Source organism: Brevibacillus invocatus (assembly GCF_003710915.1).
Taxonomy (GTDB): domain Bacteria; phylum Bacillota; class Bacilli; order Brevibacillales; family Brevibacillaceae; genus Brevibacillus; species Brevibacillus invocatus.
Map to the genome: position 1 here is coordinate 158,118 of NZ_RHHR01000003.1, position 12,164 is coordinate 170,281.

Genomic DNA, 12,164 nt, shown 5'->3' on the forward strand with positions numbered 1-12,164 from the left:
GCTAAATCGTGAATAGCGGCAAACCGAATGCTTCCCGAACAAAGCTCATATCGTGGTCCCTTGATACAAGACCAAGCTGGTGCTCAATAGAAGTTGCAATAATAATTGCGTCCGGAGTTTTAAGCTTCCGTCCTTTCGACTTTTGTTCCCTGCGTATGTCCCCGGCAAGTCGGGCAACACTGGAACTTACCTCAATACATCTTCGTGAATTAAACAGCTTGATTCCTTGCAAACGATAAGCGGATTCCAGCCCGCTGAACACTTCGCACTCCGTAATTACGGAGAAATAAATCGACATCCGATCGTCACTGGCCTGCCTGACAAAATCCAACGCGGCATGCTCCCCAGCCAGCAATGCGATCGCAATATTGGTATCGAGTAAATAACCGCCCATTTAGTTCCACTCTTCCTCACGCATTTTCTTGACTTCATTAGCCAACTGCTTTGCTTGTTCCGGTGTTAATACCCCCGCCGACTCAAGGATGTCATCAATGGAGTAGTCATCCTCTACTTCAATCGTGTCGTTATCCAAATTGATTTTTACTTTGCTGTGCGTAATATTCATCTTTTGCAGTATGGAGCGTAGTTCCTTAGCCGTTTGTTGATCCATCTTTTTGGGCAAAGACATTGTTTAAACACCAACCTTCCGATTTAAGATTTGCAAGATATTTCAGTATTTCAGTATTTCCGATGTACTCAAGGCCTTTCCGGATTTATATTCCATTCTGCTCTGTTCAATCATGAATTTCAGTTCCGGATTCGCTTCAACATCAGTTTGAATCGATCGTTGTTTTCCGATATCATTTCACTCCTGTCATAATCTTTCTTCTGTCATACTGGAGCGCTTAATTTCGTGTTATCAACAGTATAACATACACGGCTCCGAAACCAGAAGAAGATAAGCCAGCCCCTCGGACCGGCTGGCTTATCTCTTCATATAGCTCGTCCACCCTCACCGCACAAACCGCCCGCTGCACACAAATCGCGCTGCTTCCTGACGTCGGTTCGTGTTCACAACGTATTCACGATGTGCGCCACCAGCCGCAAATTATGCTCGATCAGCTTGTTTCGAGCGTACGGGTCACCCTTGGCCATGAGGCGGAGGTATTTTTCTTCTTCCGTGTCAGGAAGCGGCTGGGGGAACGCATTGTTCTTGACATAAGCCACAAACATCAAAAGCTCTTTGAAAACCAGAGACAGTGCTGCTAAAATGCTGGACATGGCTGCCACCTCCACGTCTGGAATAGCTTTCTCCTATCCTTATGTGGGCGGTCGCCTATTTGTGCAAGTACACATGAAAAGACGCTTGATGAAGTAGGAATTTGTTGCTTACTGGAAACTGTAATTACAGTTACTGAGGGCTTTTTTGCTTCATACTTTCTTTCATTCTGTACACATTAAGTCGTAGTGTTAAATTCTGGCCAGGCTGGAGGTAGCCCGATGGAACATGAATACATTCCCGTCACTTCATTATCTAGTGGAGTTGGGCAAACGATTATTTCGGATATATACTGCCTCTGTATTCAAGTAGTAAATGTCTGTTTTGTTGGCGATCCTGCAAAGCCGCAGGAATGGTTTCTCGTAGATACTGGCATGCCAAAATCTGCAGATACGATCCTATCGGAAGCAAATGCGCGATTTGGTACAAATAGTCGGCCAACAGCCATTCTTCTTACTCATGGACATTTTGATCATGTTGGAGCTGTCATTGAACTGGCCAAGCATTGGGATGTTTCCGTTTTTGCTCACGAATTGGAGTTCCCTTACCTGACAGGCCAAACGCCGTATGCCGAACCCGATCCCACTGTTGAAGGCGGGCTGGTAGCCAAAATGTCACCCATTTTCCCCAATGAGCCTATTCGAGTTGGAGAGCATTTAAAAATGTTGCCATCTGACGGCAGTATTCCAGGTATTCCGGGGTGGCGCTGGATTCATACTCCTGGACATGCTCCAGGACATGTATCCTTTTTTCGTGATGAAGATCGTACCCTCCTTGCAGGTGATGCATGTATTACGGTCAGACAGGATTCCCTTTTCAAGGTTTTTGCACAAATACAGGAACTGAGTGGACCCCCTCGATACTTCACAACAGATTGGGAAGCGGCACGTGAATCCGTAAAAAAACTAAAAGACTTGCACCCATCTGTAGCGGTAACTGGACACGGCTTCCCTATGTCCGGCGAAGAGCTCACTTCTGGACTAAAGCGGTTGGTTGACGAATTTGATCAAATTGCTGTTCCAGATTACGGTCGTTATGTGTAATGTACATGGTTTCGCTCTCTATGCAAAGTGCTATACAGCCATCGTCTGTTTGACGGACTTTTTGTCTTTTTTTCCGGTCAGGAAGATGCCTCCGACGATCAGAATCATTCCAAAAAACAAGCTCCAAGTAATCTCCTCATCTAGCAGGGTATACCCCCATACAAAAGCGCTCAACGGGATTAAATACGTCACAAGCGAAGCGATCTCTGGCCCGCCGTTCTTCACTAGGTAATAGTATAAAATGTAAGCAAACCCCGACCCGAATACTCCTATTCCGACCAATGCTCCTATCGTACTTCCAGAAGCAAAGGCGGAGAGCGAGAAGGACTCTACAGAAAAGGTAACGCTCCCACTCCCGATCATGGTGCTAAGCAGGGTTCCGAACGTGATTTGATACAACGATAGGGAACCAGGCAGTCGCTTGGATAGCTGTGCACCGATTGCGTAGCAACAGGTTGCCAGAATCATACACAAAAAGCCGATGATGTCCACGGAGACAAATGTTTCAGGATTTACGTCCAGCAGAACGATGATTCCGCAAAATGCAACGAGCATGCCCATCCATTGCATACGCCCTGAAACAGCTTTAAAAAAGAGAATGCCAATCGTCAAGGTCCAAAGTGGAGTGGTCGCATTCAGCACAGACGCCATCGTGCTTGTCACTTTCGTTTCACTAAACGCAATCAATGCCCAAGGAATGGCTGTGTTGACCAATGCCATTGTCGCCATAGGTATCCAAACAATCTGCTTGAATCCGAACGGTTTTTTCATGACGACCATCAATATCACAATCGTAAGGAAACCACATGCTGAACGAAGGAAGGAGATGGTCCAAGGGCCGAAATCATGGAGCAAAATCTTTACGAAGTAGAACGACCCGCCCCAGATCAGACTAAGCAGGGCTAATACGAAAAAAAGCGAGCGAGACACATGAATCCCTTCCTTCTCTGTTTTCAAACTATTCTTCCTTTTTTCACTTTCATGCAAGTATTCTAACAGTCCTTTTCTTCCTTGACCATCGAAGTTTGAATGTTTCGAATGAAAAAACAAGATTGTGATGCAAAACTTGAATAAAACAAGGAAAACCAGTCAGTTTCAGGAAATCAAAATTGACTGGTTCTAGTTTGTTCATGTTCAGACGAGAACAGGAACGTTCTTTACCATATGGTAATACAGATGCCCTGACACCAGCTTCGTAGCATCGGGACGATATCCGAATGACTCATATAGCTTCCTTGCTTTTCCATTGTCTTCATCGACCAATAAAGCGATGCGTTCATAGCCTCTGGCTTCTGCTTCCTTCTCAAACGCTTTGAGCAGGGTAGTCCCTACTCCCTTGCCGCGACAATCCGGGTGCACGGCTACAGAGTCGAGGTAAAATTCATCGTCCTGCGCTTCCTTTACGATCGTGGGAGCTTGTCCTTTTCGTTCCATCCAGCGTTCTATAAAAGGGCGATCAAGTCGCTCGGTTTGACTTCCGTGATAAAACAGGGCAATCCCGATTACGTGTTTCTGATCTGTCGCAACGACAGCATTTTCATAGCTGAGTCGATTATCTTTCTGAGCAAAAAAATAGCCGATCAGACGAATGGCCTCTTCCTTATTGGAGGCTCCTGTCAGATCATGCGCAATTTCAATACCGATTGCATCCAATATAAGAGGTGCTACTGCAACAGCATCGGTAGCCAAGGCTTTGCGAATCATCTTGGTGTCCTCCTTGCCTAGGTGTCACGCGTCCTCTACCCTATGTTTGAACACGTTTCCCTTATGGTACCTTCTCTTGAGGTTTGTCATTGCTCTTATTGTGTCACATTTTTTCACTTCAGTCAAAAAATCGCTCATAATCTGAAAATAGAAAAAACCACCCTTTTTCAAGAGTGGTTCATTTTCATCCATCTACCTCGATTGGTTATCCAATCATTTTTTCAATAGTCAGCTTTCTTTCATGACGAAGGTCCAGGAATTCACCACTACGTCGAACGAGAGGGCGCATCGGCTCGTCCTGATTGATCAGGATGACTTCCACTTCTTCGCCTGTACACAGGCGAGCTTTGGCTCCGACGTAGAGTAGAGCAATGTAGCGGACAAACTGCGCGACGATCTCAATATTGAGCGACCCATCACAGGCTTCTTTCCATAGGAATTGAGCTGCCTCAAATGGAGATGTTCTGTCTTTGTACACACGATCCGAACAAATCGCGTCGAACATATCTGCGACGGCCAAAATTTGACACTCGACCGGAATTTCGTCCCCTTTTCGTTGTTCCGGATAACCCGAGCCATCCAAGCGTTCATGGTGCAGGAGAGCACATAGAGCCAGTTCCTCTGTGCCGCCTTCCATTTGTTTGATCATCTCGTATCCGTAGACCGTGTGCATGCGCATAATTTTAAATTCCTCATCACTTAGCTTGCCGGGCTTCAGGAGAATTTCTTTTGGGACCTTCATCTTCCCCAAATCATGCAGGAAACCTGCAGTCCCCATGAAGGATACTCGTTCTGGATCCCACTTCAACAAGGAGGCGATCAATGAACAGAGAATGCCAACGTTCAAGGAATGGCGGTATGTATAGCTATCTGCTCCTTCTAGCAAGTAAAGGGAGCGAAACAGTCCCTTTTGTTTCATCGCTTGTCCAGCGACATCGCAAAAAATCGTAGAAAACTCATCCAGGCACGGTGTCCCGCGATCGGAGATTTGTTCAAACATTTCTCTGGTCTTGTCCAATGCATTTACGTACACGGCTACGGAATCGGCATCCGAACCCAATTCTGCAAGCTGGGATGAGATCTGTTCTCCTGTTCCTTCCGAGAGTATATCCATCACTTCTACTTCAAAAATCCGTTGATTTTGCAATATTTGAACATGTGTGGCTGTTATGACCGTCTCCTGAGGCAGAAGCAGGATTCCGTTCTTGGTATGTAGGTCTGAGGACAGGACACGTCCGACCAACGAGCTGTTAACAGGTGCAAAAGACATAGGATCAACCTCTCAGGCCTTTTTACTAAATTATAGAAAGAAAGGGTAGTGGTTACAATACATTTCTCGACAATTCGTAACTTTTCGCACATTCGGGACCTTTTGTTCCATCCAGACATATGATAAATGGCGAATCCTGCCGAGAGTTAGGAGGGACCAAGTTTCCAATGACTACACTGTACATTACCCCGAAAGCATGGAAGCAAATAGAAACCGCTGTACGCAAAGACCCCTCGCTGGAAACCGGAGGGGTGATGATGGGATACGCTTTAGGGGATGAAAAGTGGGTCGTGACCTATGCAAGCGACCCCGGACCAAAGGCCATCCATCGGCCAACCTCGATCTTTTTTGATGATGAACACTTGCGCAAACTGGTGCGCAAGCTGTCGCGAAACCGTCGCTGGCAATATATCGGTGACTGGCATAGCCACACGATCAGAAGGTTGTCACCCAGCAAAGGCGACAAGCGGACGATCTGGTACAAAGCCAACCAATCTGAGTATACATCCACTTCTCCTCTGATGCTCATCGTCGGTTTGGGTAGACAAAAGCAGCTGCAAGCCAGAGGCTTTATTCTGGGGAATTCCCTACGTGAAGTCGGGAAGATCGAGCTGTATGATCGGCAAGCTCATCGACAGAACGGCGAAACATCTCCATAGCCTGATTTTGTCCCCAGCTAGCTTTATTCTCAGCGACTACAGAAATCGCATAGAGCGGTTCGTCGAATGGCGCATAACCGACGAACCAATAGTGATTGGCTGACGAACCCGCTCCACCAGTCTGGGCCGTACCGCTTTTTCCAGCGACCTCCCAATTTGCTTCATTCAGCAGTTTACCTGTACCATCTGTGACCACTTTTCGCATCATTTTACGCAGTTTGTTTGCCGTCACATAGTCGATGCCTGGCATCGAGATGGCTTGCTGTGGAAACTGAAAAAAGGATTGGCCATTCTGATAAGCGATCTTGCTCACAAGACGAACCTGACCCGGCTGCCCGCCTCGCAGAATCGTCACCATCAGATTTGCTGCTTGCAAGGGCGTGACGCGAACATCCCGCTGTCCGATGGCTGTCTGAATCAAGACTCCCTCATCACGGCGGGATACGTCCTTGGCAAATACACTTCCCCGCTCTTCACCATCGATCTGTTTAAATCCGTCCAGCTTGAACAGATGTGAGGTCGTGTGTCCGACCTGCATAGACAAGCCCAAACGCTGGGCATATTCCTCTATTTTTTCTCCGCCTACCAGCTTGGCGATCTCGGCAAATGCAATATTGCAGGATTGCGCATACGCCTCTTCCAAAGTAACGCTGCCATGCCCTTCCTTTTTCCAGCAAGAAAAATGATATTTTCCATAATCCCCCGTGCAGGTAAAGCGATCTGTAGGAAGGATTACACCTTCTGCCAAAGCAGCAGCTGCAACAACGGTTTTGAATACGGAGCCCGGTGGAATTTGCTTGACAGCACGATTTTGCCAATCTCTGGACTGTACGTTCACTTTCGTCTGATCATACGCAGGTCGGCTGACCATCGCGAGGACATCGCCACTTTTTGCGTCCAACACAACAATGGAGCCTTCCTTCAACCCTACCTGGTCCGCTACCGACTCCATCCTGCGCTGAATACTTACGTCCAGCGTCGTCGTCAACGATAAGGGATAATATTCGTTTTCATGCTTGGTGTATCGAATGTCCAACCCCCGAAGAGGTCGACCCTGTCCATCTACATAATAGGAGAGCACCGAGGGCTCCACCCCTTGCAAAAAACGATCAAAGCTTCGCTCCAGACCCGACGCACCAACCGTACTTTCCTTGCTCATCTTTCCACTTGCCAACTCCTCTGCGTAAAGCGATTGAAGCAGAGTTGGGTTTTGATGAATGTAGCCTATCAAGTGTTTAGCCACTTCCTCTTGTCGATAGCGCTCCGTCACCTTCAATGCCACTACACCCGGTATCGCCAGTTTATTGATCTGAACCGTCTGCTCTTCCGTCAACACTATCAGCTTTCCGCGCTGGTTACGCAACAAAACAGGAGCCTTTGCTTTTTCCATCGTAGCTCCCAGGTACTCGCTTGACTGGCCTACCAGATCAGCGAGCTGCTGCAGGTCATCTGTCCCTGTCAAGCTGTTCCTGGCAAGTGGAAACAGAATCAGGGCAAGGTGCGGGGCACCTGTAAAGGCGTATCCGTTGCGATCCAGAATATCACCACGTCCGCTATGCAGGACGATACTTTGCTGCCTTTGCTTCACGGCACCTTTGACCAGGTCAATCCCCCTGCGGGAATAATTATGCGGAGCCCCCAGCTGAATCCACCACAAGCGCGCCAATAAGCCGATCCAGATGAAGGTCATCATGATCAATACCAGAAAATGTCGCCTTTTGATTCGTTGCTCAAGCTGCATTCCTGTTTCCCCTCCTCTGGCTCCTCTTCTCCAAGTATTGCCTGAATAGACAGAGCGAAAACGGGGAACAAGTGAAAAAACACGCCGATAAGTGGCGTGTTTGGCAGATCTTCCGTTTATGAATTGGCGAGCTGGCGCTTGTCCAACAGGATATTGCTGATTTTCGTAGACAAGAGATCAAGCGCTACACGATTGTAGCCACCCTCAGGGATGATCACATCCGCATATCGTTTGGTCGGCTCGATAAATTGCAGATGCATGGGACGAACGACGCTCAAATACTGGTTCACTACAGAATCAAGCGAGCGGCCGCGTTCTTCTATGTCTCGCACGATGCGGCGGACAATCCGCACATCCGCATCCGTATCTACAAACACTTTGATATCCATCAGATCACGAATGCGCTCATCCTCGAGGATCAGCATACCTTCCAGTATGATGACATCCTTGGGTTCCACCCTGATGGTCTCCGTCTTGCGGTTATGAACCTTGAAATCATAAATGGGCTTGTTGATTGCTCTTCCTTGCAACAGCTCCTGCAAGTGAACCATGAGCAAATCATTATCAAATGCCAAAGGATGATCGTAATTGGTCTTTACCCGATCCTCGGTACTGAGGTGGCTTTGGTCTTTATAGTACGAATCCTGCTCGATCATCGCGACACTGTCATATTGAAACTGACGGAACAACTCCCCCGCCACTGTGGATTTTCCTGATCCACTACCTCCTGCTACCCCAATAAGCACGGGGTTTTTCATCCCTCATGTCCCCTTCCTTCATGTATCCAAGGCGTTTATGCCTGTCTGTTCGTCTGCGTTGTGTTCATCAGCGCCTTTTTACACTTACGGAGAGTCCATCTCCGACTGGTATAAATGTCGTCTCCAGATCAGGGCTTGTCGCCAACTGATGATTGAATTTGATCAGCTTGTCCACCAATGGTCGCTGACGCTTGCCAGCTTCATCGGGCGAAGCCACCAGTCCGCGAAACAAGACGTTGTCACTGATAACAAGACCTCCTGTGCGAAGCATCGGCAGGTACAGCTCCAGAAACTTCTGGTACTGTCCCTTAGCCGCATCGATAAACAGGCAATCGAACTGGTAGTCCTCAGGCAAGCCCAATGTCGCATCCCGGGACAAGATTTTCACCCGTTCAGCGCAGCCCGCTTCCTGGATGTTGGCACGCGCTCTGGTCAGTCTCTCCTCATCGATGTCCATCGTGACGATTCTGGCCTCTGGTGCTGCTTCTGCCAGCCAGATAGTAGAGTACCCGATCGCAGTGCCTACCTCCAAAATCGAGACAGGACGATGCAATTGAAGGAGCATCCGAATCACCTGTGCTGAAGGAAGCTGTACAATAGGAATCCCCTCTGCTTCCGCTTCACGCTCCAACCGTTGGAGCAAGGGAAATCGTTCTGGAACCAAGCTGGAGAGATACTCGTCAACAGCCGGATTGGTTATCATCGTATCACTCCTAATTTTTCCTACTTTTCGCGTCATTCGCGTTATGTTCTTTTAAGGTTTTGGAAAAGTAGTGCTCTGCTGTGCCGTCTTTTTTGGTCACATAGAAGAAAAAGTCGTGCTTCTCCGGGTTGGCGACAGCTTCAAGCGAAGCTCGTCCTGGACTTGCGATGGGCCCAGGTGGCAAACCAGGATTGGTGTACGTATTGTACGGGTTGTCTATTTTCAAGTCCTCGAAGGTCAATCGGTCCCGCTGCTTGCCCAGAATGAATTGAACGGTGGCATCTGCCTGCAGCGGCCACTTGTCGCGCATGCGGTTGTAGTATACACCAGCTACAGTAGGACGCTCTTTGTCCACTGTCACTTCGCGCTCCACGATAGAAGCCAGGTTAATCGCCTGATCAACCGTCAGATTATTTGCCTTTACCTTTTCCGTCCATTCCGGCTTCCACTCTTTTTGGAATTGGGCCAGCATTTTCTGGACGATCTCTTGTTCAGAAGCGCCTTGCTTGATCTCGTACGTCTCTGGAAACAGATAGCCTTCCAAGCGATGCTTGCGCGCTTCGTTCTTCGGAATTTCGCCTACGAATGGAAACTCGGGAAAGCTGCCGTTGTTCACTACATCCAGAAACTTGGCTTTATCTACGAGCCCCTCTGCTGCCAAATGCTCGGCAATCTGCTCTACATTCCATCCCTCAGGAATGGTAAAACGTTCAGCTCGAACGACCGTTTTGCCTTCTACCATCGCTGCAATCAGTTGATCATGCGTCTGACCAGGCATGAATTCATATTCTCCCGCCTTGAGCTTGGGTGCCACACCTTTGTATCTCACGTAGTAGGAAAACAGATCAGCGTCACGCACCAAGCCCTGCTCTTCCAGCAGTCGGCCTATTTGCAGCACGGATGATCCGGATGGAATGATGACGTTTTTCGGCACCTGTTGTGCTTCTACTGGCTGTAATTGCTGATATACGTAGAAAGCCGTTCCACCTACAGCAAGCACTACAAGTAAAAAAAGCAGCACAAGCCAGCGAAACAGTCTGCCGCCTCTCCTGCGGCGCTGTTCCTTCGGGCTTTCGGCCTTGAAATCACGATTCTCTAACAATTGTTTCAAGGTAGGAATCCCCCTAGAGTCTCTTGTCTCAATCTTTTTTATTATACAGGAGGCACCCTGCGCTGTCACCGTGTAGGATTTTGACGAAAAAACCGTAAAGCGAGAGCTGCACTCTAGCGTTTTACGGGTCTTATTTGCCTATATTCTCCCTCTCGCCACTCTTTGCTTCCATTTTCGATGAATGAACAGCATTGTTCCCAGAAAGACACTGTAGATACCGACTGTAAGCAATATATTACGCGGCTCCGTCATCAGATTGTCCCCGACCACCGCGAACAACAGCATAGCCGGGATCTTCCCCAGTGCGGATGCGATCGCATATGTAAGAAAGGAAACTCTGCTCAATGCGCAGTAAACATTGACCACAATCGACGGGACGATGGGAATGCAGCGGGCAAAAGCGATTGTCAAAAAAGCGTTCCGCTCAAACATACCCGTGAGCTTGCCTATGCGCTCGTATCGATTCAAAATACGAGTTCCCCATTCCTGATACCCGTAACGCACAAACAAAAACATCAGGATCGATGCCGCTGTAGAGCCGATCCAAGTCACTAGTCCCCCCCATACAGGACCATATGCGGCTCCGATGACTCCCCCAACCAACGGATACGGGATGACAGGAAACAACGCCATGATGGTCGCCATGAAAGCAACCAGGGAGATATTGTCGGCTTCTTGGAACCATTTCAGGATTGCCTCTCCATACGCGTAGATCAACAAACCAATTCCCAGGTAAAAAACGGCCAGGACTATTTTTTTTATCATGTTTACTCTCCAACTATGTAATACAGCTATCTTAGCATATCCAGGTGAATCGTATTTATTGCCGTTTTATGAATATTGTCAAACAAAGAAGAGTGCACAATCTTTTGCCCAAAAAAAGAGGACCCGCAGGCCCTCTTTCCAAATATTAAATACCATCTTTTTCCAAATCTACAATCAGCGTTTCGAAGGTTGCCTCTACTTGCTCCCACTCTTCATCATCCTCGATCGGGATCAGCATGTCCGTACCATCGTAGCGCAGGAAGTGTACCTCGTACTCCTCTTCCTCTTCTTGATCGACTGGCACCAGCACCAGATAGCTGCGATCTTCAATATCAAAAATATACATGATGCGGAAATCCCGTGGTTCCTCTTTTCCTTCTTCGGTCAGGGCAATCACATCGCCCACTTCGAACTCCTCAGTCATTTCTTCACTCATCGTGGTCACCTCGATTTCGCGTCCATGTATCCTTGCAGGATTAATGTGGCCGCCATTTTGTCTATTACATTCTTTCGTTTTTGCCGGCTGACATCCGCAGAGATCAGCATTCGCTCGGCCGCCATTGTCGTCAAGCGTTCATCCCACATGTGGACAGGAAGAGAGGTGCGTTCCTGCAAAAACTGAGCGAACGATTGGCACATTTCAGCACGAGGGCCGATCGTTCCATTCATGTTTTTCGGAAGACCGACCACGATTGCCCCGACTTGATACTTGGCAATCCATTCCTGCAAGCGCGCAAGATCCTTTTCCTTGGATTGCCGCTTGATTGTTTCCAGTCCTTGCGCCGTCCAACCCAGTTCATCGCTAACGGCAACACCAATCGTCTTGTCGCCAACGTCCAATCCCAATAGTCGCGTCATGTCGTCAGGTTTACTTGCGCTCTGACAAGTAAACGGTCACCAACTCTTCTATGATTTTGTCTCTTTCCAGCTTGCCGATCAGGCTGCGTGCGTTGTTGTGCCGTGGGATAAACGCAGGATCTCCAGAAAGCAAGTAACCCACGATCTGAGTAATCGGGTTGTAGCCTTTTTCCTGCAGGGCCTTGTACACTTCTGTCAACGTCTCGGAAACATCCGCCGCATTCGCTTCCTTTGGCACCGTGAACTTCATGGTATTATCCAACGAACTCACAATCAACACCTCGATTTCCTCTGAGACTTCTTAATTGCAGGGAGAGTCTTTCTACAAAATGT

General features: G+C 48.1%; 15 protein-coding genes and 1 pseudogene. 2 read left to right on the plus strand and 14 right to left on the minus strand.

The features are described 5' to 3' along the window. Nucleotide 1: 1 nt before the first annotated feature. The 3 genes and pseudogenes from EDM52_RS01650 to EDM52_RS01660 form a co-directional block, all read right to left on the minus strand. Nucleotides 2–394 (minus strand): type II toxin-antitoxin system VapC family toxin, encoded by a 393-nt coding sequence (locus EDM52_RS01650; RefSeq protein ID WP_007781142.1) that lies wholly within the window; start codon nucleotides 392–394, stop codon nucleotides 2–4. Continuing rightward, nucleotides 395–628 (minus strand): hypothetical protein, encoded by a 234-nt coding sequence (locus EDM52_RS01655; protein WP_007781139.1) that lies wholly within the window; start codon nucleotides 626–628, stop codon nucleotides 395–397. It lies immediately after the preceding gene. Nucleotides 629–1,023: 395 nt separating this feature from the next. Then, a pseudogene (locus EDM52_RS01660) lies at nucleotides 1,024–1,221 on the minus strand (RNA polymerase subunit sigma-70); the annotation flags it as partial. Between the two features lie 219 nt (nucleotides 1,222–1,440). On the opposite strand from EDM52_RS01660, the gene EDM52_RS01665 reads away from it, so the two are divergent. Continuing rightward, nucleotides 1,441–2,262, plus strand: a complete 822-nt coding sequence (locus EDM52_RS01665; RefSeq protein WP_122907281.1) for an MBL fold metallo-hydrolase — start codon at nucleotides 1,441–1,443, stop codon at nucleotides 2,260–2,262. Nucleotides 2,263–2,292: 30 nt separating this feature from the next. Here the strand turns inward: EDM52_RS01665 and EDM52_RS01670 are convergent, their stop codons facing one another. From EDM52_RS01670 to EDM52_RS01680, 3 genes are all read right to left on the minus strand, one after another. After that, nucleotides 2,293–3,219, minus strand: coding sequence for a DMT family transporter (locus EDM52_RS01670; RefSeq protein WP_338068273.1), 927 nt, complete (start codon nucleotides 3,217–3,219; stop codon nucleotides 2,293–2,295). 177 nt (nucleotides 3,220–3,396) lie between these two features. After that, entirely contained in the window at nucleotides 3,397–3,966 is a 570-nt protein-coding gene (locus EDM52_RS01675; RefSeq protein ID WP_122907282.1) for a GNAT family N-acetyltransferase, read from the minus strand. A gap of 205 nt (nucleotides 3,967–4,171) precedes the next feature. Beyond that, complete coding sequence (locus EDM52_RS01680) at nucleotides 4,172–5,236, minus strand: HD-GYP domain-containing protein (protein WP_122907283.1); 1,065 nt, start codon at nucleotides 5,234–5,236, stop codon at nucleotides 4,172–4,174. A 167-nt stretch (nucleotides 5,237–5,403) separates the two neighbouring features. On the opposite strand from EDM52_RS01680, the gene EDM52_RS01685 reads away from it, so the two are divergent. Beyond that, nucleotides 5,404–5,895 (plus strand): Mov34/MPN/PAD-1 family protein, encoded by a 492-nt coding sequence (locus tag EDM52_RS01685; protein ID WP_122907284.1) that lies wholly within the window; start codon nucleotides 5,404–5,406, stop codon nucleotides 5,893–5,895. Here EDM52_RS01685 and EDM52_RS01690 read toward each other — a convergent pair. The 8 genes from EDM52_RS01690 to EDM52_RS01725 form a co-directional block, all read right to left on the minus strand. Further along, nucleotides 5,807–7,636, minus strand: a complete 1,830-nt coding sequence (locus EDM52_RS01690; RefSeq protein WP_122907285.1) for a peptidoglycan D,D-transpeptidase FtsI family protein — start codon at nucleotides 7,634–7,636, stop codon at nucleotides 5,807–5,809. The genes EDM52_RS01685 and EDM52_RS01690 overlap by 89 nt on opposite strands. A 116-nt stretch (nucleotides 7,637–7,752) precedes the next feature. Then, on the minus strand, nucleotides 7,753–8,394 hold the full coding sequence (udk, locus tag EDM52_RS01695) for a uridine kinase (protein WP_122907286.1): 642 nt from the start codon (nucleotides 8,392–8,394) through the stop codon (nucleotides 7,753–7,755). Nucleotides 8,395–8,461: 67 nt separating this feature from the next. Continuing rightward, complete coding sequence (locus tag EDM52_RS01700; protein WP_122907287.1) at nucleotides 8,462–9,097, minus strand: O-methyltransferase; 636 nt, start codon at nucleotides 9,095–9,097, stop codon at nucleotides 8,462–8,464. Nucleotides 9,098–9,107: 10 nt separating this feature from the next. After that, nucleotides 9,108–10,208 carry an endolytic transglycosylase MltG gene (gene mltG / locus EDM52_RS01705; RefSeq protein ID WP_122907288.1) on the minus strand — a complete coding sequence of 367 codons (1,101 nt, stop codon included), beginning with the start codon at nucleotides 10,206–10,208 and terminating at the stop codon, nucleotides 9,108–9,110. 138 nt (nucleotides 10,209–10,346) lie between these two features. Further along, complete coding sequence (locus EDM52_RS01710; RefSeq protein ID WP_122907289.1) at nucleotides 10,347–10,973, minus strand: TVP38/TMEM64 family protein; 627 nt, start codon at nucleotides 10,971–10,973, stop codon at nucleotides 10,347–10,349. 145 nt (nucleotides 10,974–11,118) lie between these two features. Continuing rightward, nucleotides 11,119–11,409, minus strand: a complete 291-nt coding sequence (locus EDM52_RS01715) for a DUF1292 domain-containing protein (protein ID WP_122907290.1) — start codon at nucleotides 11,407–11,409, stop codon at nucleotides 11,119–11,121. A 5-nt stretch (nucleotides 11,410–11,414) separates the two neighbouring features. After that, the gene (ruvX, locus tag EDM52_RS01720; RefSeq protein WP_122907291.1) at nucleotides 11,415–11,831 is read right to left on the minus strand and encodes a Holliday junction resolvase RuvX; all 417 of its coding nucleotides are present in this window, start codon (nucleotides 11,829–11,831) and stop codon (nucleotides 11,415–11,417) included. Nucleotides 11,832–11,841: 10 nt separating this feature from the next. Beyond that, a complete protein-coding gene (locus EDM52_RS01725; protein ID WP_122907359.1) occupies nucleotides 11,842–12,102 on the minus strand; it encodes an IreB family regulatory phosphoprotein in 261 nt (86 codons plus the stop codon). Nucleotides 12,103–12,164 lie beyond the last annotated feature (62 nt).